The following is a 23,261-nucleotide window of genomic DNA, read 5'->3' as shown; positions in this document are numbered from 1 at the left end:
AAAACATTGAGAAGTGTATAACAAGGATCAGAAATGAAGCTTTACTATTCGCCAGGCGCGTGCTCTTTGGCAGCTCATATTATTTTAAATGAAATTAATGTCGATTTTGATTTGGAACGTGTTGACTTAAAAACCCATAAAACAGAAAAAGGTGCAGATTATTACGAAATTAACCCAAAGGGTTATGTACCAGCATTAGAAATTAATCCGGGTTTAATTCTTACAGAAAATGTTGCAATTTTACCGTTTCTTGCTCAACACGATCCAAAACAAGATCTGATTCCACCTTCTGGCATGGGACGTGCCAAAGTGCTGGAGTGGTTAGGTTATCTCAACTCAGAGTTACATGATGCTTATGCTGTATTCTTCACTGGAAAATTATCAGATGAAGCCAAAGAAAAAGCATATGCAGAAATTGACCGTTTATTGAGTTATATCGATAAGGCGATTGGTGAATCGGACAATGATTATCTGGTCGATGATAATTTCGGTCCGGCAGATGCTTACCTGTTTGTTCTCACCAACTGGTCGAACCAGATTGAACATGATCTGAGTCCATATAAAAATATTATTCATATCCGTAATAAGGTTGCAGAACGTCAGTCTGTACAGATTGCAATGCGTGATGAAGGTTTGATTCCTTAATCTCAAAATTTTGAAAAAGCGCCATAAGGCGCTTTTTTATTGCTTCCAAAGTGATTATTGATATTTAGTCAATAATGATTTGCAAAATCACTGCTTTTTAGCAATAAGCAGAGTCTATATAGTGCCTGCATAAATTTTTGGTTTCAGGTTCTTTCCATGAAAAATATTTTATTAATTAATGGCGCAAAAGCTTTTGCCCACTCAAGTGGTCAGTTAAATGATACTTTGGCCGAATTGGCTCAAGAAGTATTAACAAAGCTGGGGCATCAGGTTCAGGTAACTCGTGCTGACAATAAATATGATGCAAAAGCAGAAGTAGAAAAATACCTTTGGGCAGATACGGTCATTTACCAAATGCCAGGCTGGTGGATGGGTGCGCCGTGGCCAGTGAAAAAGTATATTGATGATGTTTTTACCGAAGGGCATGGCAGCCTGTATGCAAATGATGGTCGCTCACGTTCAGATGCTTCAAAAAAATATGGCTCAGGTGGCCTGATTCACGATAAAAACTATATGTTATCTCTTACCTGGAATGCACCGATGGATGCGTTTACAGATACCGAGCAGTTTTTTCATGGCGTGGGTGTAGATGGCGTTTACCTACCTTTTCATAAAGCCAACCAATTCCTGGGGATGCAGGCTTTACCGACATTTATTGTGAATGATGTAATTAAAGCCCCTGAAGTTGAAGCGTATATCGCACAGTATCGTGAACATTTAACTCAAATTTTTGCTTAATCAGGAGATATGACCATGCTAACCGTTATTGCTGAAATCATCTGTCATTCGGAACAAGATCTGAAAACAGTGCTGGATTCATTTAACAACATCCGCGCACAGGTATTACAAGAGCCAGGCTGTCATCTTTATGATGTCTATATTGATCATCCAGAGATTGAGAGCCGATTACAGACCAAAGTGCCTTTTTCAATCATGATGTTTGAAAAATGGGAAAGCATCCAGCATCTGGAAACCCACATGCATAGTGTAAATATGCAGCAGCATGCTAAGGCCACTAAAGGTGCGGTTGCGAGTGTAAAGATTCGAATTTTAGAAGCACTTTAAGCTGTAATTCTCAGTTTGAAAGAGTTTGTAATATTTAATTTTATTCGAACTCTTGTGGCTGATTAAATTGAACCTGTTCAAGTTTCAGTGCGTAGCGGTGTTTTAAGGTGGACCATTGAACTTTGGCAGGTTGCGTCTGTTCTGCAAATTCATTTTCATCTGTTGTAGTTTTTAGCTTGCCTGTTAAAAAGTTAATGCTTCGTGCTGTACTCTCACCCGAGGCACGGTGAAAATCATCTACATCATAGCCAATCAATTTAAAAGCATTATCTTGGTATCGAAAGGTATAAGTATAATTGGTGACATACCATGAACCACAGCTTAGCCAGTAGTGTAAATGAACCCGAAGTACACCTTTTTGAATGCTTAAGGCTTCGGATTCACCAAGTGGATCAGTGAGGCAAGGCGACTCTACATCACCTTCGGTTGGCAAAGTAGTATTGCTAGCTGCAAGCTGATAACCATTTGCCTGCTTGAATAAAATCAAAAGTTTTCGTTTGTTGGTATTTAGAACATGATTACCTACACCTGCATTTGCAACAAAGTTTTCGGGATTAGTATCTTCAATAATCAGGGCAATATCCGCTTGACCGTCCTGATTTAAATCGCCTTGCGCTTTTTCTAGAACTTTCCAGTTTTTCGGAATAAAAGATTGATAGCTTGATTTGGAAGAACTACCTGTCTGAGGTTTCGCACAAGCACTTTGTGTAAATGCTAGACACAGCAGGGTGCTAAATAGGAAAGGCAGTTTGATCTGATAAAGCATCGGTTTAAATTCCTTTTATTTATAATTTTATTGATGATCAAAGCTGAGTGATAAGTTTAGCAAAATAGGTTAACTCATCTCTTTGAATATTGGATAGATATTTATGGTGAACTTTAAAGCTTTTTTATAAATTCAACTATGGATTTGAAGTTCCTATTCGAATTAATCCGAACCAAGACGTGAACTTTTAATATTTAATTTTCAAAGTTGACCGGGGTATTGGGTATCTAAATTTAAAAGTCCAGGAGTTTGCTGGAAACTCCTGAACAGATCGACATGATTTAAATAATTTTTTGGGCCTCTAGCCTCGATTATTATTTAAAGAAATAACCGGTTTCAGGTGAGCTGGCATTGGCCATGCGTTTGCGTGGCATACGACCGGCCAGGAATGCTTCACGACCCGCTTCAACCGCCTTACGCATCGCAGAGGCCATCAAGACCGGATTTTGTGCAGCAGCAATCGCAGTATTCATCAGTACGCCGTCACAGCCGAGTTCCATGGCAATCGCTGCATCACTGGCAGTACCGACACCCGCATCAACCAGCACAGGCACTTTGGCATTTTCTTTAATAATCGAAATCGTGTGTGGATTCAGAATCCCCAGACCAGAACCGATCAGGCTACCCAAAGGCATGATTGCTACGCAGCCCATACTTTCCAGTTCTTGTGCCACGATCGGATCATCTGAGGTATAGACCATGATTTCAAAACCGTCATCAATCAGGGTACGCGCTGCTTTCAAAGTTTCGGTAATATTTGGATAAAGAGTCTTTTCATCACCCAGAACTTCCAGTTTTACCAGGTTATGACCATCCAGCAGTTCACGTGCCAGCATACAGGTGCGTATTGCGCTATTGGCATCAAAACAGCCCGCAGTATTTGGTAAAATGGTGTATTTTTCTGGTGGAACCACTGAAAGCAGGTTCGGTTGGTCTGGATGCTGACCAATATTCACCCGGCGAATAGCAACCGTTACAATTTCTGCACCACTGGCCTGAATGGCCTGATCTGTTTCATTTAAATCTTTATATTTGCCTGTGCCTACTAAAAGACGAGACTGGAATTGGCGTGAACCGATCTGTAATAAATCTTGCATAATTGTTCCAAGTGTTATTAGCCGCCACCGACTGCGTGAATAATTTCTATTTTGTCCGCTTCGCAAATGGGCGTTTCACCCAATCTGCTTTTAGAAATAATCATTTCATTGACCTCAACTGCAAAGCGCTTACCCTCAAGCGCCAGACTTTGAACCAGTTCCAGCAGGTTCTTGCATTGAGTTTCTTGTTGTTCGCCATTGATATACACCAGCATCTTGGCAACCCTCCATGATTATTGATTAAAGCATCAGACCTATTTGAGGTATTTTACGGCATTCCAGGCCAGAATTAACCAGCCAGCAATCATTAAGGCACCACCAATTGGTGTAATTGCACCTAAACCGCGCGGTAGACCCAGTGCCATGACATAGAGTGAGCCACAGAACAGGAAAATCCCCGCCTGGATCAGGAGAAAACTCCATTTGATTGGCAATTCAGGAATCACTCGGCTGATCACTGCCAGAATAAGTAAGCCAAGAGCATGGTAGAAGAAATAATCTGTGGCCGTTTGCCACCAGGTCAACTGTGCTTCAGTCGCTCGAGTCTTTAAACCATGGGCACCAAATGCGCCGAGCATGACTGCAAGCGCAAGATTCAGTGCTGAAATCGCAATCCACATTTGAATTGACCTTCCCAATAAAGTTTGCGCTTAACCTTAGCATAAAAGCTAAGGCTGAAACACGGCATTAAAAGACAAAAAAAGCCTTCATATATGAAGGCTTTTTCTTAAGATTAGTAGTCTATTAATTCAATACATCAGTTTGAAGACATTGCTACTTTAATCTTTTCCATTGCATTCTTTTCAAGCTGACGGATACGTTCGGCGGAAACATTATATTCAGCTGCCAGTTCATGCAAGGTTGATTTTTCATCATCCAGCCAGCGACGCTGCAAGATATTACGGGAACGGTCATCTAACTGTTCCATCGCTTCATGCAGGGCAGAGGTGCTTTGTTCCTCATAGTCTTCATTTTCAATCAGACGTGCCGGGTCATAACGGTTGTCTTCCAGATATAGTGCTGGAGCAACGTGAGTTGAATTTTCGTCATCATCGTCACCTGATGCTTCAAATGCTGCATCATAAGCCGTCAATCGGCCTTCCATTTCCAACACCTGTTCTGGTGTTACATTCAGGTCATTGGCAATCGACTGAGCTTCTTCAAGCGTTAACTTTTTAGAAGACTTTTTCAGACTACGTAAATTGAAGAACAGTTTACGCTGCGCTTTAGTGGTCGCAATTTTGACAATACGCCAGTTACGAATTACATATTCATGAATTTCAGCTTTGATCCAGTGCACCGCAAATGACACCAGACGTACGCCCATACTCGGGTCAAAACGCTTAACGGCTTTCATCAGGCCAAGGTTGCCTTCCTGGATCAAGTCACCTTGAGGCAGGCCATAACCTGCATAACTACGTGCAATATGTACCACGAAACGCAAATGAGACATGACCAGCATTTTTGCTGCGTCCAGGTCCTGGTCGTAGTAATAGCGTTCGGCCAACTCTTTTTCTTGTTCGGCCGTCAAAATAGGAATTTGATTGACAGTGCTAATATAAGCACCAAGATTGACACCTGGCGCCGATAATGACAGGGGCATCAATTGATTGCGGCTGTCACTCATGTGTTCTCCTTGAAGTGCGGGGGATTTAACCCTTAACTAGGTTTTATCTTAATCCAAACTCTCCTCAAATAATGGATATTTGGGTAGAGAAATGTAAACTTTTATACGAGTATGGAGAGCATCCAGTTTAATTGAAAATTTTTAAGATTCAATCAGGTAGTGATACTCGGTCGTAGAAATCTGTTGAGATTCGCATTTTAACTGATGCATTTGGCAATACCGTGTAACATCAGTTTGACTATATGGATCTGATGACTTTAACAAGAATGTTTTGCCCTGATCTGCTTTTAATGCACGCTTTAACATCAGGAGCGGCATCGGACAGGGTTTACCCATGGCATCAATAATATGCGCTTGACCGTGGTTATCACTCATTTCCGTTTTATTCATATCGCAAAAAAGGCTATAAATATTAGCAAATAGGATGCCAAAACCCAACTATTTAGCTAAAAAGTTACATGAAATAATATATATAATTTTTCTGATATATATTGTGAAAAAAATAACTAAATCAAAAGGAACAAAGCTAAAAAATATCTATTAATTGTCATAAACCCATGTTAAGCTCGTTGCGTATTTAGGATTTCAGATAAACAAATTGATTGTTTTTCGCCCTATACACAATGGATGTAACCGGGATTTTGTTAATAGTTTTACAGAATGATTACAAGCTTAAAAATAATATTTTCAAACTTGTTTGCTCTGCTGTTTGCAACACCGGGTGGTCCTTTTTTTAGTATCAATGAGGATTAACTTATGACAGCTGCTCGTGAACAAGGCGTAGTTAAATGGTTCAACGACACTAAAGGCTTCGGCTTTATTCAACGCAACGGCGGTGATGACGTATTCGTTCATTTCCGTGCAATCCAAGGCGAAGGCCACCGTTCACTTCGTGACGGCCAACGTGTTGAATTCAGTGTAGTTAAAGGCCAAAAAGGCTTCCAAGCTGAAGAAGTTCAACCATTAGACTAATCTTCGGATTAAGCTAATAAACGCCCCAATATAAATTGGGGCGTTTTTTGTTTATACTATTCCATCTTAGTGATTATCAAATTAGAGCAGCGCTTTATGTCATCTGGTTTTGAAACCTTAAATTTACATCCCCAACTGAAAAAGGCAATTGATGCTTTAGGCTTTACTTCCATGACGCCGATTCAGCAGAAGGTTTTAAAATTCACCTTGGCAGGACATGATGCTATTGGTCGTGCACAAACGGGTACGGGTAAAACAGCCGCATTCCTGATTAGCGTGATTAATGACTTGCTGAATAATCCGGTAAAAGAACAGCGTTATCGTGGTGAACCGCGTGCTCTGATTTTGGCACCGACTCGTGAGCTGGCATTACAGATTGAAAGCGATGCACATGAGCTGACCAAGTTTACTGACCTGAGTGTCGTAACACTTCTAGGTGGTGTAGATTTTGACAAGCAGAAAGCTCAATTGGATAAAGCGCCAGTGGATATCATGGTTGCTACTCCAGGGCGTCTGATTGATTTTGTCGAGCAAAAAGAAGTCTGGCTAGACCAGATTGAATTCCTGGTGATTGATGAAGCTGACCGTCTACTGGATATGGGTTTTATTCCATCAGTAAAACGTATTGTGCGTTTCTCGCCACGCAAAGAGCAGCGTCAGACGCTGATGTTCTCTGCAACTTTTAGCTATGATGTCTTGAATCTGGCACAGCAATGGTTATTTGAACCGGTCACTGTCGAAATTGAGCCAGAGAAAAAAACCAATGCCGACGTAGAACAGCGTGTGTATATGGTGGCGAAAGCAGACAAATATAAGTTGCTGCAAGACATTCTGCGTGATGAGCCGATTGAAAAGGTCATGATTTTCGCTAACCGTCGTGATCAGGTACGTAAGCTATATGATCATTTAAAACGTGATGGTTATAAGGTGGTAATGCTGTCAGGTGAAATTGCCCAAGACAAACGCTTAAAAATGTTAGACCAGTTCAAAAATGGTAAACATAACATCATGATTGCGACAGACGTTGCCGGTCGTGGTATTCATGTGGATGGCGTATCTCATGTGATTAACTTCACTTTACCTGAACAGTCCGATGATTATGTACACCGTATTGGTCGTACCGGTCGTGCGGGAACGCGTGGTGTAAGTATCAGTTTCCTGGCGGAAGATGATGCGTTCTATTTGCCAGAGATTGAAAAAGCGATTGGACAAAAATTACCGCTGACCCGTTTGGAAGGCTATTGCTAATCTAAACTGCAAAAAAACCGCTCTTAAAGAGCGGTTTTTTATTACTGCACATGTTGAAGCTTATTTTGCTTCACAGCGGAACGTTAAAACAGTCTGATAATCATCATTCTGGTTCAATCCGGTGTTGGTGCCGGCAATATTGCCTAATACAGTCGCAGCAGCCTGAATCATTTGTCCGGTCTGTTCATCGACTACACCTTTTAGTGCACCATTATAAGAAGTTTTTTCATCCAGAATAATCGCAGTTGCTTTGGAGCCACAGGTTTTGCTGGCGGCATTCACTGCATTATTTTTAGAGGTTAACTGGTTTTTACCTAATCCTGTTACTTCAAACTGATTATTTTCCTTTTGAACCGCCACTGAAGTCGGGTTAGATGCACAGGCAGTTAAAAGTAGAGCTGAAGCTGCTAATCCGCTGATCGCAATTGTTTTTTTCATCATAAAATCTCGCTTGAAAACAGAACTGGGAATATTGAAACACAGTAAAAAGCACAGAATTAGGAGCTGTTGTATAAGTTTGGCAATTTTTGATGTTGCTCTATGAGAGAAAAGTGAATGAAAGAGACCTTTTATTGATTCCATAGAAAATATTGTAATCTTCCTTAAATATTTTCAAGGTAGAGGTATTTGCAAGTTTCTAGAGTATTACTAGTGTAATATGCTAATCTTGACCGTAGTTTTTAAGTTATAGATCTATAAAGCAATGACGGAATCTGTGGTCGACATCGTTCATCAAAATATTCACCAACGTCAATCAATAGGACATTTGCTGGCACCTGCGCCGAATGCAGAACAGTTAGAAATGGCATTTAAAGCTGCTTTGACAGCACCGGATCATCACCGGTTAAAACCTACCACTTTTGTGATCATCCCGGATGCGCAACGTGAAGCATTTGGTGAACTGTTATCGCAAGCACTGATAGATCTGGGTCAAACTGAATCAGCTCAGATTGAACGGGTCAAGAATCATCCTTTTCGTGCACCTTTGCTGGTACTGGCATTAACCCGTTTGCAGGATCATCCGAAAGTGCCACATTTTGAGCAGATTTTGAGTTCAGGTGCCGCTATTCAAAACTTCTTGCTGTCTTTGCAGGCTCAAGGTTTTTCAACTATGTGGCGTAGTGGCGCAGTAGTAGAATCAAAATTTTTCAAGCAGTCGCTCGGCATTGGTAAGGATGATCTGGTTTCTGGCATTATCTATATCGGTACGGCGGCAAAAGCGATTGCACCACGTGCTGAAATCCAGACCCAGAATTATGTAAGTTATTGGAATCAAAACTAAGGCATTTCAAGACACAGGATATTAGAAAATAAGATGTCAGAATTAAATTTTACCGATTTGATTGAACCGATGGCGGTTAACCAGAATACGGCTTTAAGAATTACAGTTTTAGGCGGTGGTAGTTTTGGTACTGCGATGGCCAATACCGCGGTTCGAAATGGCTGCGATACCATGATCTGGATTCGTGATCCGGAAGTAGCTGAAGATATTAATGTAACACATATCAATAAACGCTATTTACCGGATTTTAAGCTGGAAGAAAATCTGCTTGCTGTGTCCGATCTGGAGAAGGCTGTTCGTGATCGCGATATTATTCTAGTCGCGATTCCAAGTCATTCTTTTCGTGATGTGTTGCAGCAGATCAAGCCTTTTATCACATCTCAAGCCGTGATTTCCCTGACAAAAGGGATTGAGGCCAATACCTTCAGCTTTATGAGTGACATCATTCGTGAAGAACTACCGGAAGTGCCTTATGGTGTGCTGTCTGGTCCAAACCTGGCCAAAGAAATTGTCGCAGGTCAGCCGGCAGGTACGGTGATTGCCAGTGAATCTGAACTGGTACGTTATGCAGTGCAACAGGCACTCCATAGTGCATTATTCCGTGTTTTTGCCAGTGATGATGTACATGGCGTAGAACTGGGCGGTGCGCTGAAAAATATTTATGCGGTCGCGATGGGGATGGCGGCTGCCTATAATGTTGGTGAGAATACCAAGAGTATGATTCTGACCCGTGCTCTAGCGGAAATGAGTCGGTTTGCAGTCAAGCTGGGTGCAAATCCGCTAACTTTCTTGGGGCTTTCTGGTGTAGGTGATCTATTTGCCACTTGTAACAGTCCGCTGAGTCGTAACTATCAGGTTGGTTATGCATTAGGTAAGGGTAAAACCCTAGAGCAGGCGACGACTGAACTGGGGCAGACGGCAGAAGGGATTAACACGATTGTGCAGGTAAAAGCACGCTCAGAAGAGCTGGATGTGTATATGCCGATTACAACTGCTTTGTATGAAGTGATCTTTGAAGGAGCGTCGCCGCTGACGATCGCTCTATCCTTGATGAAAAATGGTCATCGCAGTGATGTCGAATTTGTCTTGCCACATCATCAAGTCTGATCTATAACACAGGAAGCGCGATGATTATGATGCTGACTGATGATCGTAGTGACCAAATAAATAGGGAAATAAGATGCAACTGACTTTAGTGCGACATGGCGAAGCCGCGCCACCAGTGAATGGGAATGATACCAAGCGTCCCCTAACGGAGCGCGGGCATCAACAGGCGGAACAGACAGCACAGTATTTAAAGGACATCATTAAACCGGAAGTGTTTGTGGTCAGTCCTTTATTGCGTGCGCAGGAAACTCTGGCGCATTTACAGCACTATTTTAAAGATGTACCCGTGGTGATCTGTAATACTATCAAGCCTGATGATGATGCTAAAGTTGCAGTTGAATGGTTGTCACAACTGCCGTATGAGTCCATTGCGGTGGTTTGTCATATGAATGTTGTGGCGCATATTGCCTCTATTCTGTTGACTGAGTCTTTTCATCCATTCCATTTATCAGAAGCACGTATTTATGATCAGGCCGTGATTGCACCAGGTCTATCAACACAAGTTAAAAGCTTTATTCCAACAGTATAAAAACCAATTAAAACGGTAGAACACAATCGATGTTGTATTTATGGATGCCGGAAGCCAATGGGGTTTGGCAATGGTCAAAGGGGGAGTTCTGGAACACTGCTGCAACACTCGAGCAGCTGATTCAGGATATTCAGGCCTATCATGGTGAAGAGGCGACGGTCTTTTTTCCAAGTCGTCATGTGCAGATTTTGCAGCAGACCTTGCCTAAGAGCCAATACAAGAAAATGGGCAATGATGGCATCAAATATCTGTTAGAAGAATATGTGGTACTGCCTGTCGATACGATGAAAGTGCTGCATCATTTTCAGCAGCCTGACCAGATCAGTATTATGGGGATTGCAAATTCTACAGTTGAAACTTTGCAGCATGCCCTGAATCTGATTCCTGTTAAAGTCACTGCATTATTGCCAGACTTTCTGGTCTTACCAGTACCTGAACATGCGCAGCAGCGCGTTATTGCACAAATTGGTGGGCATCTGCTGGTACGTGAAGCTGAATATATTGGCCAGTCAGTGGATGATTTGAGCCTTTATCTGGATTTTCAGCCCAAAGATCTGGAATATCAGGTTAGCAATCTCAGCCCTGAACAAATGAGCAGTTTAGAAGCGGTAGCAACACGTGAACAATTAAACTCGTTCCAATATACGTTGCCAATGCTAAAAAAACCGAAACAGCATCCATTTAATATCCTGCCAAAGGGTAAATCGGATAATACTGTTTCCGGTTACTGGAAAGCCTGTGCGGCGGTTTTTCTTGGGATTTTAGTACTACAGTTTACTTATGATGCGGTGCGCTGGTATCAATATAAAAAAGTCGCCAATACCACTGCGATGCAGGCGATTGACCAGTTTAAATATTGGTTCGGACAAAATTATCCGGTCACTGAGCAGAATATTAAAAGTCAGTTTGAAGCCCAGCTTCGTCAAAGTCAGACTGCGGATACTCAGGCTTTGCAGCTCATTAGCCGAGTCGGGCCGGTGTTGATGCAAAACCAGATTGTGGCACAGCGTGTCAATTATGATCCGTCTGGATTGAGTCTGCAGTTACAGTCCAATTCATCTGAAAGTTTAAATACTTTGACCAAGCAACTGGGGCAGCAGGGCTTTAAAGTAGAATTGGGGAATATACAGGCGAATGGAACAGGCGCCGTAGGACTGGTGAAAATACAATAATGAAAGCTATTGAAACCTTACAGAACCGCATGGATCTGCAAATTGAAAAACTGACCGATTATCTGGATCGTTTGTCAGCACGTGAACGCATTCTGGTAATCTTTACCACAATCTTTGTGCTGGTGACCGCTGTTGCGAGTGCACTCTGGGCAATGCATCAGGCAGCAGATACCCAGCAGAAACGTTTAAATGATCTAAAAGATACGCTGGTCTGGATGCAAAGCAATGCTGTTACTATGAAGCCGGCAGGAGACTTGCAATTAGATGCAGCAGAAAAAGTGCAGCGTATTGCTCAGCAACAAGGGCTGTCGGTCGCATCACAGCAAATGGATGGAAAAATTCAGTTGATGCTGTCTCATGAAAATTATTCTGTGCTGGCCAACTTCCTGACACAGTTGGCACAAATGGGGCTAAGTATCGAGAAAATGGAACTAAATAATGAAGCAGGGCAGATTAAATTAACAGCGACTGTGCAATAACTGGTAAAAATAAAGATTTGCAAAGCATGGTTTTTTTGTCAGCCTATGCCTATAATATGCCGACTTAAAAAGCAGTAGACTTTTCTAGATATGTTGTATTCTCTAGCCCGCCCTTTGTTGTTTTCTTTAGCACCAGAGCGTGCACATGAGCTGACACTATCACTATTAAAATCATCCCATAAAATGGGCATGATGCGTCAAAATGTTGCTGTGAAACCTGTGACCTGTATGGGAATCGAATTTCCTAATCCGGTCGGTCTTGCAGCAGGGTTAGATAAAAATGGTGCCTATATTGATGCCTTGGCCAGTCAAGGCTTTGGTTTTATTGAAATTGGTACCATTACTCCACGCCCGCAACCTGGTAATCCTCATCCACGTTTATTCCGTCTTCCGAAAGCCAAAGCGATTATTAACCGTATGGGTTTTAATAATGATGGTGTGGACAAACTGATTGAAAACGTTAAAGCTGCAAAATTTAAAGGTGTACTGGGAATCAATATCGGTAAAAACGCTGATACTCCGGTAGAAAAAGCAGTAGATGATTACCTTATTTGTTTAGAAAAAGTCTATAATTATGCTTCCTATATCACCGTTAATATTTCTTCTCCAAATACCAAGAACCTGCGCAGTTTACAAAGTGGCGATGCACTGACTGAATTGCTGGAAACGCTAAAGAATCGTCAGCTGGAACTGGCTCAGGAACATCAGCATTACGTTCCTCTGGTATTAAAAGTTGCACCGGATCTTGAAGCTGAAGATATTGCCTTTATTGCCAAGCAGTTATTGCAATACAAGATTGATGGTCTGATCGTGACCAATACCACATTGTCACGTGAAGGTGTGGAAGGTCTGGAGCATGCAGAAGAAGCGGGCGGTTTATCAGGCGCGCCAGTCTTTGAGAAAAGCACGGCATGTCTGGCTGCATTTGCAGAGGAATTAAAGGGACAAATTCCATTGATTGGTGTGGGTGGTATTCTTTCAGGTGCGGATGCGCTGGCCAAGAAAAAAGCTGGTGCAAGCCTTGTACAAGTCTATAGTGGCCTCATATATACTGGGCCGGAACTGGTTAAAGACTGTGTAGCCGCGCTTTAAATCCTATGAATGCCATTGATATCTTTCTACTGATTATCTTGCTCATTGGAGGGCTCAACGGTTTGCGCCAAGGATTTATTAAAGCCTTTGCGAACTTAGTGGGATGGATTTTTGCCTTGATTATTGCGGCGAAATATTCAACACTACTTGCGCCCTCAATGGTTGCTCTCAGTACAGATCCAGTGGTACAGAAGATTGCAGCCTTTGCCTTTATCGTTCTGATGATTGTGGTACTCACCTGGATTGTCACCTTTCTGCTCAACCGCATTTTAAAAACCCTGAAACTTGGTCCGCTGAATCGTCTTGCGGGGGGTGTTTTCGGCAGCCTGAAAGGTTTGCTGATTGTTCTGATTACCATGCAGGGGATTGGCCCTTGGGTGGAAAGTTCGCCGCACTGGAAGCAGTCCAAATTTATACAGGTCTTATTGCCATATGCGCCTTGGGCAACAGAGCTCTCCAAAGAAGCCGCAAATGGCGCCCTGCAACATATCAAGTCTGAAGGGGCACAGAAACCTTCAGATTCCTCATCTGAACCGGCATCCAAGGCCAAGAGTTCAGATGCGTCAACGAATAATCCTTTTTATTAATCCTAGCTTGTCTGCGAGGTTGCTATGTGTGGAGTAGTTGGTATAGCTGGTAAATCACCTGTTAACCAAATGTTGTTTGATGCATTAACGATGTTACAACATCGTGGACAAGATGCAGCTGGGATTGTGACTTGTCAGGAAGGCCGCCTGTTCCTGCGTAAAGATGTCGGTATGGTCCGTGATGTATTCCATACCCGTCATATGCGTGCTTTACAGGGTAATTATGGTATTGGTCATGTGCGTTACCCAACGGCGGGTACTTCAAGCAGTGCCGAAGCGCAACCATTCTACGTAAACTCACCTTATGGGATTACGCTGGCGCATAACGGTAACCTGACCAATGCTGAAGAAATTCATGATGACCTGTTTAAAACTGATCTGCGTCACATGAATACTGATTCAGATTCAGAAGTGCTACTAAACGTACTGGCGCACGAATTACAAAAACGTGGCAAGCTGGTACCTACCTCTGAAGATATTTTTCAGGCTGTAACGCGTGTACATGAGCGTTGTAAAGGTGGATATGCCGTTGTTGCGATGATTACCGGTCAAGGTCTGGTAGGCTTCCGTGATCCAAACGGTATCCGTCCATTAATTTACGGTTCGCGCGAAACAGAAAATGGTATGGAATATATCATTGCTTCTGAATCTGTAGCGATTACGGCACTAGGCTTTAAGGTTGAACGTGATATCGAACCAGGTGAAGCAGTTTTCATTGATTCTGACGGTAACTTCTTTACCCAGCAATGTGCAGCGAATCCAGAATATCGTCCATGTATTTTTGAATATGTGTACTTTGCTCGTCCAGATGCAACTATTGATGGGATCTCTGTGTATAAAGCCCGTTTGAAAATGGGTGAGAAACTGGCACAAAAAATCCTGCGCGAGTGGGGCGATGAGCATGACATCGATGTGGTGATTCCAATTCCGGATACTTCGCGTACTTCGGCATTAGAATTAGCCAATATGCTAGGCGTGAAATTCCGTGAAGGTTTCATGAAAAACCGTTATATCGGTCGTACCTTCATTATGCCAGGTCAGCAACTGCGTAAAAAATCAGTACGTCAAAAACTGAACCCGGTTGAGCTCGAGTTCCAGGGCAAAAACGTTCTACTGGTCGATGACTCGATTGTGCGTGGTACGACTTGTAATGAAATTATTCAGATGGCACGTGATGCGGGTGCGAAAAAAGTATTCTTCGCTTCTGCGGCACCTATGGTGAAATATCCAAACGTATACGGTATTGATATGCCGGCGAAATCTGAACTGATCGCTTCTGAACGCAGTGTAGAAGAAATCCGTGAAATCATTGGTGCTGACCGTCTGATTTTCCAAGATCTGGAAGACCTGAAAGATGCAGTACGTACCAAAAAAGTTCCTCATTTGCGTGAATTTGACTGTTCTGTATTTGATGGTGTGTATGTCGCAGGTGGAATCAATGCTGAATACCTCGATCAATTAGAGCAAAAACGCAGTGATGGCGCCAAAAAAGGCGACAATTTTATTGATGTGAATATTGATGCAGCATCAGTTGACCTGACCGGTGTACGCGAAGTCTAAGCAATTAAAATCATGATGAAAAAGCGGGAATTTCCCGCTTTTTTGTTTTATGATGTGCCCAAGGAAAGACCAGATCAGTTAGGGTGGTAGATTGAAAAGCGTAGGATATGCTTTGGTCAAAAACAAGAATATGCTATTGCTAGCCAGCTTTTGTCTGATTGCGATACTATTAACAGTTCTGATTATCAATACAGTGGTTGGCCTGTTTGTTTTCTATGCTGATCCTGGCCAGTCGATATGGTGGCATGTCCTTAGTCCTTATCTGGTAGCACTGGTTTTGTTCTTGATGATTATTTCGGTCATCTATGAATTTTATACGTTTCGTGCCGGCGGCTATTCTTTAGCCCAGCAAATGGGCGCGCGTCGACTGAACCAGATGGAAAGTATCCCGGAAGAAAGTGCTGCACTACGGATCAATACTCAACTGGCAGATACGTTCCTGATTGAACCGCCAGCTATGTATGTCCTGCCGAATGAAGTCGGGGTCAATGCGTTAACAGCGGGTTTCAGTCCACGTGATACCGCTATTATTCTGACTTGGGGTGCATTACAGACTCTAGATGAAATTGAACTTTATGGCTTGCTTAGCCATGAATTTAACAAGATTCTATCTGGTGAAACAGCTGAAAATACCCGCCTGAAAATTCTATATAGTAGTCTGACCACTTTTAGCCAATGGGGCAGCAAGATTGCGAAGTTGGGGTTTTATCGAAATGATGTACCTCGCGAAAATAAGTTTGAAACTTTCTATGTTTCAATCGGAGCAGTCATCTGGTTGATTGGCAGCTTGGGTATTTTGATCACGCGTTTTATTAAATATATTTCATTGGGCGGACGTACCTATAAAAATGATCAGAAAACCCGACGCCTGATTCAGAATGATGCCAATATTCAGACTTTATTGCGCATTCATGTGCATCATTCAGGTTCACAGATTTATAGTGAATATGCCGAATCCATTTCGCATATGTGTTTTGCCAATTCTTTAAGTCCACAGAACTGGCTGAATATTCATCCAAATATTAATCAGCGTATTTATGAATTAAATCCTGCCTTGATTCAGGATTTGCAGCTTGAAAATCTGAAGAAATTAAAAAATCAGCCTTTGTTTAGTCTGTTCCGTTCACTCGAAGATGTCGTGCCTGAAAGCACAGCAGTCTGGGAATCCCCACAGCCTTTGCCTTTATTGCGTTTGTCCCCAATTAGCTTCGCCATTAAAGATGCCATCAAGCCATTGAATCCTGAACTACGTGCCAATATGTCGCGTCCGGAACTGATTGAGCGTGCTTTGCAAACTTCGACCGGTTCACGTGAGGTGATGGTCGCGATTCTGATGATCCGGCAATATCGTGAGTTTATTCCAACCGAGGCAGAAGTCAGTCGTGCGATTATTGATTCATTATTAAATCTGGATGGACGGGTACATATCTCGATTTTCCAGCAAGCCTGTAAAAATATTGGTGGAATGCCAACCACGGTGGCACGGCAGTTTTTAATGAAGCTGGCAAGGATTATTCAGGAAGATGGTGAAATCGGTTTGCTGGATGCCTTATTGCTAGAACGGGTGAAGTATGAACTGAATTTGCTGCCGATGCATACACCGACGTCTTTAGATGAAGTCAAACCACAGATTGTACGTCTGATTGATGCCTTGCTGCATGTGCAGCAGATTAACAGCGATAATCAGCTAGAGGTTCGGGAAAAGATTTTAAATCGTATTCTTAGCCCAAGAGAACTTGATCTGTATAGTGAAATCTCAGATGAGCCGATTGATTTGGCTGAGATTTTAAATGATATTGCAGGATTGTTATTGCGTGATCGTCTGAGCATGTTAGGAATTGCAGAAGTTTGCCTCTGGAGCGACCGGATCATGACTCAGGATGAGCTGGATGTGATGGAGCTTTTATACTGGCGCTTGGGCTTTGAATCCAATGAAATTACCCAGCAAATGCTTAAGAAAAACAGCTTGATGATTATCTAGTATTTTTAAATTAATAAGATGTATTTAAGTCCAGTCTTTCCAGAACTGATCTATAAACAAACTTGCAGTAGAAAAAAAGTAATCTTATAAACTGATTTCTATTTTGAGTTAAAATGACTCAAGATAGAGAGTGAAAAGCTGGAAATAGTTCGGCAAAGAAAAGCGAATCCCGTTAAAATGTTCAACCTGAAATAGGTGATGAAGAAAAGATGATTGGGCATCAGCGTGACATACTGGCAACATTAGGAATCGATATCTGGATTCCCAAGGGCGACGTATGTCAGCAGCATCAGGTTTCGATCTGGCGTGATCAGGCCCCAGCAGAATTACATAGCGAAATCATCCTGCCACAACCGACTCAGATTGCTCCGGTAGAAAAAGCTCCTTTAATTGCGCCTGAGCCTGTTACAGTTGAAGCAAAAGCTGAAGTTAAAAGTGAAGTACCAGTAATTGTTGCATCAATTCAGGAACAGCGGGAAATTCTGCATATTCCGCCATTCAACTTGCAGGCTTTAAGCTTGGAACATTGCACGATTGTCATCGATGCCACAGAAATGACCGAGCAAACCCAGCATTTATGGAGCAATATCCAGCGTGCTCTGCAAAGTGAATTTTATGAACTGAACTGGCCCTTTCCTTGGGTGAATCTGCAAGATGGCCGGGGTGTTGAATCTTATATTCAGGGTTTTCTGGACATGATGAGCCTGGAAAAAAATATCATTTCCCTTGGCTCTATTCCGCATGTGACACATAATAAAATGATTCAACTGGCATCTTTACAGGAAATGCTGGATCAGCCCATACTTAAAAAACGCTTATGGCAGTTTATGCAAAACAGGCCAGAGAACTCAGAATAATATTGATGTGGAATAGGGACATATGAAACAAAAAGTGATTGTATTTAGCCAGATCGATCAGGATGTCCAGAAAAAACTCGAACAAAATTTTAATGTAGTAACTTTACAGCCGAAACTGGGCAATGTACATGAACAGTTGCTGGAACATGTGCGCGATGCCGATGGCATGATTGGGGCAGGCCGACTGCTCAATTGCGATAATCTGGCACCAGCAACCCGACTTAAAATCATTTCTAGTGTCAGTGTAGGGTATGACAACTATGAAGTTGATTATCTGAATGAAAAAAATATCTATCTGACCAATACTCCACATGTCTTGACTGAAACCACGGCAGATCTGGGATTCACACTGTTAATGGCAGCTGCACGCAAAGTGGCTTATCTGGATCACTGGACCAAACAGGGACAATGGCACCGCACGACACGTGAAGCACAGTTTGGTATGGATATTTTCGGAAAAACGCTGGGGATAATCGGGCTAGGGCATATTGGGGCAGCAGTTGCACGCCGTGGATTTTACGGTTTCAATATGAATATCTTGTACCATAATCGCCATGAAAAACCGGAATTGGCTCAAGGCCTCAGTGCACAGTATTGCTCTCTGAATGAGCTTTTGCAGCGTTCAGATTTCGTGGTGGTTACCGTGGATTTAAATGCTGAATCAAAAGCTCTGATTGGAGCCGAACAACTGGCACAAATGCAGCCACATGCGGTGCTGGTGAATATCTCCCGTGGGCCTGTGATTGATGAGCAGGCTTTGATCGAAGCTTTAAAAGCCAACCAAATCTTTGCTGCGGGTCTGGATGTTTATGAGAAAGAGCCTTTAAAAGAATCAGAATTATTTGAACTGGATAATGTCATTACCTTGCCCCATGTCGGTTCGGCCACAGTGGCGACACGTCGAAAAATGGCTGAGCTGGCTTATCAGAATCTGGTTGATGTACTTGAAGGGCGGGTGCCACGCTATGTGGTGAATCCTCAAGTGATTGGTTCATCTAAGTAATATTAAATAACATTTTCCTGCATCAATGCTCATTTTTCGATGCTATATTCGAAACAGGTTGAAACTGAATTTTAGAGATTTTTCATTGAAACGTTTGGTATTGGCGTGCGGGTTAGGTCTGTGTGCAACGGCAGGACATAGTGATAATAATTATTTTAATCAGCCTGCTGCACAATTTTCTGTACCGGATATTGGTGCGGGCGTCGGATTGATCGATCAGCAAAAAGAACAAATGATCGGCGAAAAGGTCTATCGTCAAGTCCAGAAACAAATGCCTGTGATTCAGAATCCATGGCTTGAAGATCAGTTGCTTTCCGTATTTTCCCATATTCTCAGTCAGACCAAATTACAGCAACCGATTGGTTTAATGCTAATCAATGATCCGCAAATTAATGCTTTTGCAGTACCCGGTGGGTTATTTGCCCTAAATGCGGGTTTGATTAATTCTGCTCGAAATACGGATGAAGTGGCAGGGGTGATGGCACATGAAATTGCACATGTCACACAACGTCATTACAGTCGTTCGCAAGAAACCTTTAAAGGACAAGGACTGTTGGCCCTAGCAGGGATTCTGGTGGGTGCATTAGTCGCTTCACAGGCAGATGGTGATGCCGGTGCAGCAGTGATGATGGGTTCTCAGGCAGCACTACTGGATCAGCAATTAACTTATAGCCGTAATCAGGAACGTGAGGCGGACCGGATCGGAATGCAATATATGTATGCTGCCGGATACAGTCCGCACAGTATGGCGGATTTCTTTGAAGTGATGCATCGTTCCACTAGCCGTTTAAGCTTTATGCCTGATTTCTGGCTGACGCATCCTCTAACTACTGAGCGTATGAGTGAAGCACGTTTGCGCGCCAATCAGCTGCCTGCGGTTAAGCGTAATTTAAATGATCAGGATTTTGAAATCATTAAATGGTATACACGGGTACTGTCACGTCAGACTACTGAACAACAGCTCAACTTAATGGTGCAACGTAATGATTTTCCTGGTCAGCTGGCTTTAACGGCTTATCAGCTTCAACAGGGAGATTTTCAGGCGGCACAAACCGCACTGGATCAAGCCAAAAAGCACAATAAAATGCATCCTTTGCAGGTGTTATTTCAGACTGATATTTATCTGGGGCAAAATCAGCTGGATAATGCGCTAAAAAGCATTAGTTCAGCCGCACGGATCATGCCGGAAAACCGTGCTTTAAATTATAAATATGCTGAAACCCTGATTCGTGCTAAACAGCCTGATCAGGCCAGAACGATTGTGCAGCGCTTTTTAAATAGCAATACCCGTGATGTTAGTGGCTGGAGATTAATGCAACTGGCAGCGAATGCAGCACCTGATTCATCGATAAAAGCCGCGAATGTCTTGCGTTATCGGGCTGAAGTGGAGTACTGGTCAGGCTATGAAGAAACTGCGATTAAGTCCTTAATACATGCTCAACGCATCAGCAAAGGCAATCAGTCTTTATCGGCAACGATTGGCCAGCGTTTAAAACAGATGCAGCAAACGCGACAGTTTAAAATTTAAGTCTATTTTTCTAATGATTTTTAGCTTCAGTAGATATAGCCGAAGTTCACTAAATCACGCTACAATCCGGGCAAAGCTAAGTTGTCTATTTTAATTATTTTATGAAAAAAATATTATTGGGTTTATTGATATTGGGGTACGGCGGTAATGTATTGGCGGCTAGTGCAGCAGAATACGTACAGTCCGTTGAGCAGATTAATGCTGATTATCAAAAAGAATCACGCCAGTTTTTAAAAGGTTTAAATCCACAGCAGCAGGGTTTTAGCGCATCGCAGAATCAGCAGTTTTGCGCGATTGTGCAGCGCTATGTGGATCGTTTATATAAAGCGGCAGACCAGAACCGGGCTTATCTGGATCGTCAGTATCAAAATGTAGGCAAGCAGGATGTCATACTGCAGGTAAAATCTTCAAAAGAGATGCAGTTGCTGAAACGTTATAATGTGGATTGTAATTTACAGTAAGAATAAATAAGAAAATGCTGAGAACTGTCCGGAATGGAGGCAGTTCAACGCAGATTTAGATTTGAAATATAATGGGGGAATTAAGCAAGTTTTGCTTTAATTTTTGCTGAAACTTGTGCAGGATCGGCGCGCCCGGCTATGAGCGGACGCAGAGAATTCATCACCTTACCCATATCTTTCATGCTAGTAGCTTGTTGCGCTTCAATTATTTGCGCAATCAGGGAATCAAGTTCTTCCTCAGTCATAGCTTCTGGTAGAAATTGAGAGAGAACCTCAACTTCGGCTTGTTCCTTACTAGCTAAATCACCTCGACCAGCGCCTTCAAAGGCTTTGATCGATTCTTTACGTTGTTTAATTTGCTTTTCAATGACCGCAAGAACTTGAGCGTCGTCAAGTTCTTTACGCTCATCGACTTCGATTTGCTTAATTGCTGCTTGCAGACTACGAATGACCGTCAACTTTGACATATCTTTGGCACGCATGGTGGCTTTCAATACGTCAGTAATCTGGTTTTTTAAAGTAGTCATTATTTATTCCAAGCAGTCAATCACAAATTAATCTTAGTAAAGGCGAGTAGTACGTACTGATTCACGCGCCAATTTCTTTTGGTAGCGTTTAACAGCAGCAGCTTTTTTACGTTTACGTTCTTGAGTTGGTTTTTCGTAGAATTCACGTTTACGAACGTCAGCAAGAACACCCGCTTTTTCGCATGAACGTTTGAAACGACGGATAGCTACGTCTACTGGTTCGCCTTCTTTCAATTTAACTTGTGGCATGAAGAATCCTCATTAAGTTATGGATAAGATCAGGGCCGAATTGCCCTCGATCACAAGTGAAGGTCAGTATTTTACTCATTTACATCTCATATCACAAGTCTATAATAGTTGCTGCAATAGATTTGATACAGGTTATAGGCAGTTTAATGATCGTTTTAGGCTTGGAAACGTCGTGTGATGAAACAGGACTTGCGCTGTATGACAGCGAGTTGGGTTTGCGCGGACAGGTGCTGTACAGCCAGATTAAACTGCATGCTGAATATGGCGGCGTCGTACCAGAACTGGCTTCGCGCGACCATGTGCGTAAACTCATTCCCTTATTGAATGAACTGCTTGAACAAAGTGGCATAAAAAAAACTGAAATTGATGCGGTGGCTTATACCCGTGGTCCGGGCCTGATGGGCGCGTTAATGACTGGCGCACTGTTTGGTCGGACTTTGGCCTTTGCCTTAAATAAACCGGCAATTGGTGTGCACCATATGGAAGGTCATATGCTGGCACCATTACTTTCTAAAACGCCACCAGAATTTCCATTTGTGGCATTACTGGTGTCTGGTGGTCACTCACAGCTCATGGCCGCTTATGGCATTGGACAATATGAATTACTCGGTGAATCGATTGATGATGCGGCGGGTGAAGCATTTGATAAAGTTGCGAAAATGATGGGTCTGCCATATCCGGGCGGCCCGAATATTTCCAGACTAGCTGAGCAGGGCGATCCGAACGCCTTTGCTTTCCCACGTCCAATGCTGCATCAAGGTTTGGAGTTTTCATTCAGTGGTTTAAAAACTGCAGTTTCTGTTCAAATGAAGAAACTCGGTGAAGAAAGACGTGATGCAGATATCGCTGCGAGCTTCCAGGAAGCCATTGTCGATACACTGGTGAAAAAATCAGTGAAGGCATTGAAACAGACTGGCTTAAAACGTCTGGTGATTGCAGGTGGTGTAAGTGCCAACAAGCGTTTACGTGAACGCCTGGAAGCTGATTTGGCGAAAATCAAAGCCACCGTGTACTATGCAGAACCTGCACTGTGTACCGATAATGGTGCGATGATTGCCTTTGCGGGTTATCAACGTCTAAAAGCAGGACAACAAGATGGCTTGGCGGTGACCACAACTCCACGTTGGCCAATGACAGAATTGACGAATCCAGCCGAAGCTTGATTTAAAGATTCAGGATGAAGAAAAGGGGCCTTAAGCCCATTGCTGTCCCACAATTTTTCACAAGAGGAAGCTCAAATGAACTTCCTCTTGTTTTATGGGTATTTTATCGGGTGAAAATAAAGCTTTTAAAGTTCTTCTTTCAAACAAATTCACTTGAATTATTCTGAGTAAACGTTGAACTGTCCAACCTGTTTTTCCTAAATGTTGAGCGAAACTCACCAATAAATAGGCGATCATCGCAATCCAGATTTGTGTCTGAATTGC

General features: G+C 42.6%; 28 protein-coding genes and 1 pseudogene. 19 read left to right on the top strand and 10 right to left on the bottom strand.

Annotated features, from left to right (window positions below):
- Nucleotides 1-33: 33 nt before the first annotated feature.
- The 3 genes from FTU01_RS11915 (at nucleotide 34) to FTU01_RS11905 (ending at nucleotide 1,710) form a co-directional block, all read left to right on the top strand.
- Complete coding sequence (locus tag FTU01_RS11915) at nucleotides 34-645, top strand: glutathione binding-like protein (RefSeq protein ID WP_004782472.1); 612 nt, start codon at nucleotides 34-36, stop codon at nucleotides 643-645.
- A gap of 156 nt (nucleotides 646-801) precedes the next feature.
- Nucleotides 802-1,383 carry an NAD(P)H-dependent oxidoreductase gene (locus FTU01_RS11910; RefSeq protein WP_180139255.1) on the top strand — a complete coding sequence of 194 codons (582 nt, stop codon included), beginning with the start codon at nucleotides 802-804 and terminating at the stop codon, nucleotides 1,381-1,383.
- 15 nt (nucleotides 1,384-1,398) lie between these two features.
- Entirely contained in the window at nucleotides 1,399-1,710 is a 312-nt protein-coding gene (locus FTU01_RS11905; protein WP_180139252.1) for a putative quinol monooxygenase, read from the top strand.
- 40 nt (nucleotides 1,711-1,750) lie between these two features.
- On the opposite strand, the gene FTU01_RS11900 is transcribed toward FTU01_RS11905, so the two are convergent.
- The 6 genes from FTU01_RS11900 to FTU01_RS11875 form a co-directional block, all read right to left on the bottom strand.
- Complete coding sequence (locus FTU01_RS11900) at nucleotides 1,751-2,476, bottom strand: hypothetical protein (protein ID WP_180139249.1); 726 nt, start codon at nucleotides 2,474-2,476, stop codon at nucleotides 1,751-1,753.
- A gap of 314 nt (nucleotides 2,477-2,790) precedes the next feature.
- Nucleotides 2,791-3,573: a thiazole synthase gene (locus FTU01_RS11895; protein ID WP_180003681.1), complete on the bottom strand. Its 783-nt coding sequence runs from the start codon at nucleotides 3,571-3,573 to the stop codon at nucleotides 2,791-2,793.
- A gap of 17 nt (nucleotides 3,574-3,590) precedes the next feature.
- Entirely contained in the window at nucleotides 3,591-3,788 is a 198-nt protein-coding gene (gene thiS / locus FTU01_RS11890) for a sulfur carrier protein ThiS (protein WP_005235073.1), read from the bottom strand.
- Between the two features lie 39 nt (nucleotides 3,789-3,827).
- Nucleotides 3,828-4,193 (bottom strand): DUF423 domain-containing protein, encoded by a 366-nt coding sequence (locus FTU01_RS11885; protein WP_004782466.1) that lies wholly within the window; start codon nucleotides 4,191-4,193, stop codon nucleotides 3,828-3,830.
- Between the two features lie 137 nt (nucleotides 4,194-4,330).
- Nucleotides 4,331-5,200 carry an RNA polymerase sigma factor RpoH gene (gene rpoH, locus FTU01_RS11880; RefSeq protein WP_004782464.1) on the bottom strand — a complete coding sequence of 290 codons (870 nt, stop codon included), beginning with the start codon at nucleotides 5,198-5,200 and terminating at the stop codon, nucleotides 4,331-4,333.
- A gap of 141 nt (nucleotides 5,201-5,341) precedes the next feature.
- Nucleotides 5,342-5,575: a sulfurtransferase TusA family protein gene (locus FTU01_RS11875; protein WP_180070270.1), complete on the bottom strand. Its 234-nt coding sequence runs from the start codon at nucleotides 5,573-5,575 to the stop codon at nucleotides 5,342-5,344.
- Between the two features lie 381 nt (nucleotides 5,576-5,956).
- Between FTU01_RS11875 and FTU01_RS11870 the strand changes: the two genes are divergently transcribed.
- Together FTU01_RS11870 and rhlB are read left to right on the top strand one after the other, a co-directional pair.
- Entirely contained in the window at nucleotides 5,957-6,172 is a 216-nt protein-coding gene (locus tag FTU01_RS11870) for a cold-shock protein (RefSeq protein ID WP_004782461.1), read from the top strand.
- Between the two features lie 96 nt (nucleotides 6,173-6,268).
- Nucleotides 6,269-7,420 (top strand): ATP-dependent RNA helicase RhlB, encoded by a 1,152-nt coding sequence (rhlB, locus tag FTU01_RS11865; RefSeq protein ID WP_004782458.1) that lies wholly within the window; start codon nucleotides 6,269-6,271, stop codon nucleotides 7,418-7,420.
- Nucleotides 7,421-7,480: 60 nt separating this feature from the next.
- Here the strand turns inward: rhlB and FTU01_RS11860 are convergent, their stop codons facing one another.
- Nucleotides 7,481-7,858, bottom strand: a complete 378-nt coding sequence (locus tag FTU01_RS11860) for a hypothetical protein (protein ID WP_171505595.1) — start codon at nucleotides 7,856-7,858, stop codon at nucleotides 7,481-7,483.
- A gap of 265 nt (nucleotides 7,859-8,123) precedes the next feature.
- Between FTU01_RS11860 and FTU01_RS11855 the strand changes: the two genes are divergently transcribed.
- From FTU01_RS11855 to FTU01_RS11795, 13 genes are all read left to right on the top strand, one after another.
- A complete protein-coding gene (locus FTU01_RS11855) occupies nucleotides 8,124-8,702 on the top strand; it encodes a nitroreductase family protein (protein WP_034169994.1) in 579 nt (192 codons plus the stop codon).
- A 33-nt stretch (nucleotides 8,703-8,735) separates the two neighbouring features.
- Nucleotides 8,736-9,809 carry an NAD(P)H-dependent glycerol-3-phosphate dehydrogenase gene (locus FTU01_RS11850; protein ID WP_180139246.1) on the top strand — a complete coding sequence of 358 codons (1,074 nt, stop codon included), beginning with the start codon at nucleotides 8,736-8,738 and terminating at the stop codon, nucleotides 9,807-9,809.
- 73 nt (nucleotides 9,810-9,882) lie between these two features.
- The gene (gene sixA, locus FTU01_RS11845) at nucleotides 9,883-10,338 is read left to right on the top strand and encodes a phosphohistidine phosphatase SixA (RefSeq protein WP_004782452.1); all 456 of its coding nucleotides are present in this window, start codon (nucleotides 9,883-9,885) and stop codon (nucleotides 10,336-10,338) included.
- Between the two features lie 29 nt (nucleotides 10,339-10,367).
- Entirely contained in the window at nucleotides 10,368-11,510 is a 1,143-nt protein-coding gene (gspL, locus tag FTU01_RS11840; protein WP_180139242.1) for a type II secretion system protein GspL, read from the top strand.
- On the top strand, nucleotides 11,510-11,989 hold the full coding sequence (gene gspM, locus FTU01_RS11835; RefSeq protein ID WP_004782448.1) for a type II secretion system protein GspM: 480 nt from the start codon (nucleotides 11,510-11,512) through the stop codon (nucleotides 11,987-11,989). The genes gspL and gspM overlap by 1 nt, the downstream gene beginning before the upstream one ends.
- Before the next feature lie 90 nt (nucleotides 11,990-12,079).
- Entirely contained in the window at nucleotides 12,080-13,081 is a 1,002-nt protein-coding gene (locus FTU01_RS11830) for a quinone-dependent dihydroorotate dehydrogenase (RefSeq protein ID WP_005235085.1), read from the top strand.
- 5 nt (nucleotides 13,082-13,086) lie between these two features.
- Nucleotides 13,087-13,668, top strand: coding sequence for a CvpA family protein (locus FTU01_RS11825; RefSeq protein WP_005235088.1), 582 nt, complete (start codon nucleotides 13,087-13,089; stop codon nucleotides 13,666-13,668).
- 24 nt (nucleotides 13,669-13,692) lie between these two features.
- On the top strand, nucleotides 13,693-15,228 hold the full coding sequence (purF, locus tag FTU01_RS11820) for an amidophosphoribosyltransferase (RefSeq protein WP_004782444.1): 1,536 nt from the start codon (nucleotides 13,693-13,695) through the stop codon (nucleotides 15,226-15,228).
- Between the two features lie 91 nt (nucleotides 15,229-15,319).
- Nucleotides 15,320-17,209 carry a M48 family metalloprotease gene (locus FTU01_RS11815; RefSeq protein WP_180139239.1) on the top strand — a complete coding sequence of 630 codons (1,890 nt, stop codon included), beginning with the start codon at nucleotides 15,320-15,322 and terminating at the stop codon, nucleotides 17,207-17,209.
- Between the two features lie 209 nt (nucleotides 17,210-17,418).
- Nucleotides 17,419-18,066: a hypothetical protein gene (locus tag FTU01_RS11810; RefSeq protein WP_166138416.1), complete on the top strand. Its 648-nt coding sequence runs from the start codon at nucleotides 17,419-17,421 to the stop codon at nucleotides 18,064-18,066.
- 22 nt (nucleotides 18,067-18,088) lie between these two features.
- A complete protein-coding gene (locus FTU01_RS11805; RefSeq protein ID WP_180139236.1) occupies nucleotides 18,089-19,069 on the top strand; it encodes a D-glycerate dehydrogenase in 981 nt (326 codons plus the stop codon).
- A gap of 85 nt (nucleotides 19,070-19,154) precedes the next feature.
- Nucleotides 19,155-20,597 carry a M48 family metalloprotease gene (locus FTU01_RS11800; protein WP_180139233.1) on the top strand — a complete coding sequence of 481 codons (1,443 nt, stop codon included), beginning with the start codon at nucleotides 19,155-19,157 and terminating at the stop codon, nucleotides 20,595-20,597.
- A 101-nt stretch (nucleotides 20,598-20,698) separates the two neighbouring features.
- Nucleotides 20,699-21,058, top strand: coding sequence for a hypothetical protein (locus FTU01_RS11795; protein ID WP_004782434.1), 360 nt, complete (start codon nucleotides 20,699-20,701; stop codon nucleotides 21,056-21,058).
- Nucleotides 21,059-21,138: 80 nt separating this feature from the next.
- Here the strand turns inward: FTU01_RS11795 and FTU01_RS11790 are convergent, their stop codons facing one another.
- Nucleotides 21,139-21,585 (bottom strand): GatB/YqeY domain-containing protein, encoded by a 447-nt coding sequence (locus FTU01_RS11790; protein ID WP_180139230.1) that lies wholly within the window; start codon nucleotides 21,583-21,585, stop codon nucleotides 21,139-21,141.
- A 33-nt stretch (nucleotides 21,586-21,618) separates the two neighbouring features.
- Nucleotides 21,619-21,834 (bottom strand): 30S ribosomal protein S21, encoded by a 216-nt coding sequence (rpsU, locus tag FTU01_RS11785; RefSeq protein ID WP_001136722.1) that lies wholly within the window; start codon nucleotides 21,832-21,834, stop codon nucleotides 21,619-21,621.
- A 146-nt stretch (nucleotides 21,835-21,980) separates the two neighbouring features.
- On the opposite strand from rpsU, the gene tsaD reads away from it, so the two are divergent.
- Complete coding sequence (gene tsaD / locus FTU01_RS11780) at nucleotides 21,981-22,997, top strand: tRNA (adenosine(37)-N6)-threonylcarbamoyltransferase complex transferase subunit TsaD (RefSeq protein ID WP_159123897.1); 1,017 nt, start codon at nucleotides 21,981-21,983, stop codon at nucleotides 22,995-22,997.
- A 57-nt stretch (nucleotides 22,998-23,054) separates the two neighbouring features.
- On the opposite strand, the pseudogene FTU01_RS11775 reads toward tsaD, so the two are convergent.
- A pseudogene (locus tag FTU01_RS11775) lies at nucleotides 23,055-23,261 on the bottom strand (IS4 family transposase); the annotation flags it as partial.

The sequence above is a fragment of the Acinetobacter sp. YH12043 genome (assembly GCF_013419915.1).
Lineage (GTDB): Bacteria > Pseudomonadota > Gammaproteobacteria > Pseudomonadales > Moraxellaceae > Acinetobacter.
The sequence above is the reverse complement of the archived record's forward strand: the minus strand, read 5'-3'. Positions and strand labels throughout refer to the sequence as shown.

What these genes read in the sequence shown, in the direction of transcription:
- FTU01_RS11915 (WP_004782472.1), top strand. Translation starts at nt 34, where the DNA reads ATGAAGCTTTACTATTCGCCAGGCGCGTGCTCTTTGGCAGCTCATATT.
- FTU01_RS11910 (WP_180139255.1), top strand. Translation starts at nt 802, where the DNA reads ATGAAAAATATTTTATTAATTAATGGCGCAAAAGCTTTTGCCCACTCA.
- FTU01_RS11905 (WP_180139252.1), top strand. Translation starts at nt 1,399, where the DNA reads ATGCTAACCGTTATTGCTGAAATCATCTGTCATTCGGAACAAGATCTG.
- FTU01_RS11900 (WP_180139249.1), bottom strand. Translation starts at nt 2,476, where the DNA reads ATGCTTTATCAGATCAAACTGCCTTTCCTATTTAGCACCCTGCTGTGT.
- FTU01_RS11895 (WP_180003681.1), bottom strand. Translation starts at nt 3,573, where the DNA reads ATGCAAGATTTATTACAGATCGGTTCACGCCAATTCCAGTCTCGTCTT.
- thiS (WP_005235073.1), bottom strand. Translation starts at nt 3,788, where the DNA reads ATGCTGGTGTATATCAATGGCGAACAACAAGAAACTCAATGCAAGAAC.
- FTU01_RS11885 (WP_004782466.1), bottom strand. Translation starts at nt 4,193, where the DNA reads ATGTGGATTGCGATTTCAGCACTGAATCTTGCGCTTGCAGTCATGCTC.
- rpoH (WP_004782464.1), bottom strand. Translation starts at nt 5,200, where the DNA reads ATGAGTGACAGCCGCAATCAATTGATGCCCCTGTCATTATCGGCGCCA.
- FTU01_RS11875 (WP_180070270.1), bottom strand. Translation starts at nt 5,575, where the DNA reads ATGAGTGATAACCACGGTCAAGCGCATATTATTGATGCCATGGGTAAA.
- FTU01_RS11870 (WP_004782461.1), top strand. Translation starts at nt 5,957, where the DNA reads ATGACAGCTGCTCGTGAACAAGGCGTAGTTAAATGGTTCAACGACACT.
- rhlB (WP_004782458.1), top strand. Translation starts at nt 6,269, where the DNA reads ATGTCATCTGGTTTTGAAACCTTAAATTTACATCCCCAACTGAAAAAG.
- FTU01_RS11860 (WP_171505595.1), bottom strand. Translation starts at nt 7,858, where the DNA reads ATGAAAAAAACAATTGCGATCAGCGGATTAGCAGCTTCAGCTCTACTT.
- FTU01_RS11855 (WP_034169994.1), top strand. Translation starts at nt 8,124, where the DNA reads ATGACGGAATCTGTGGTCGACATCGTTCATCAAAATATTCACCAACGT.
- FTU01_RS11850 (WP_180139246.1), top strand. Translation starts at nt 8,736, where the DNA reads ATGTCAGAATTAAATTTTACCGATTTGATTGAACCGATGGCGGTTAAC.
- sixA (WP_004782452.1), top strand. Translation starts at nt 9,883, where the DNA reads ATGCAACTGACTTTAGTGCGACATGGCGAAGCCGCGCCACCAGTGAAT.
- gspL (WP_180139242.1), top strand. Translation starts at nt 10,368, where the DNA reads ATGTTGTATTTATGGATGCCGGAAGCCAATGGGGTTTGGCAATGGTCA.
- gspM (WP_004782448.1), top strand. Translation starts at nt 11,510, where the DNA reads ATGAAAGCTATTGAAACCTTACAGAACCGCATGGATCTGCAAATTGAA.
- FTU01_RS11830 (WP_005235085.1), top strand. Translation starts at nt 12,080, where the DNA reads ATGTTGTATTCTCTAGCCCGCCCTTTGTTGTTTTCTTTAGCACCAGAG.
- FTU01_RS11825 (WP_005235088.1), top strand. Translation starts at nt 13,087, where the DNA reads ATGAATGCCATTGATATCTTTCTACTGATTATCTTGCTCATTGGAGGG.
- purF (WP_004782444.1), top strand. Translation starts at nt 13,693, where the DNA reads ATGTGTGGAGTAGTTGGTATAGCTGGTAAATCACCTGTTAACCAAATG.
- FTU01_RS11810 (WP_166138416.1), top strand. Translation starts at nt 17,419, where the DNA reads ATGATTGGGCATCAGCGTGACATACTGGCAACATTAGGAATCGATATC.
- FTU01_RS11805 (WP_180139236.1), top strand. Translation starts at nt 18,089, where the DNA reads ATGAAACAAAAAGTGATTGTATTTAGCCAGATCGATCAGGATGTCCAG.
- FTU01_RS11795 (WP_004782434.1), top strand. Translation starts at nt 20,699, where the DNA reads ATGAAAAAAATATTATTGGGTTTATTGATATTGGGGTACGGCGGTAAT.
- FTU01_RS11790 (WP_180139230.1), bottom strand. Translation starts at nt 21,585, where the DNA reads ATGACTACTTTAAAAAACCAGATTACTGACGTATTGAAAGCCACCATG.
- rpsU (WP_001136722.1), bottom strand. Translation starts at nt 21,834, where the DNA reads ATGCCACAAGTTAAATTGAAAGAAGGCGAACCAGTAGACGTAGCTATC.
- tsaD (WP_159123897.1), top strand. Translation starts at nt 21,981, where the DNA reads ATGATCGTTTTAGGCTTGGAAACGTCGTGTGATGAAACAGGACTTGCG.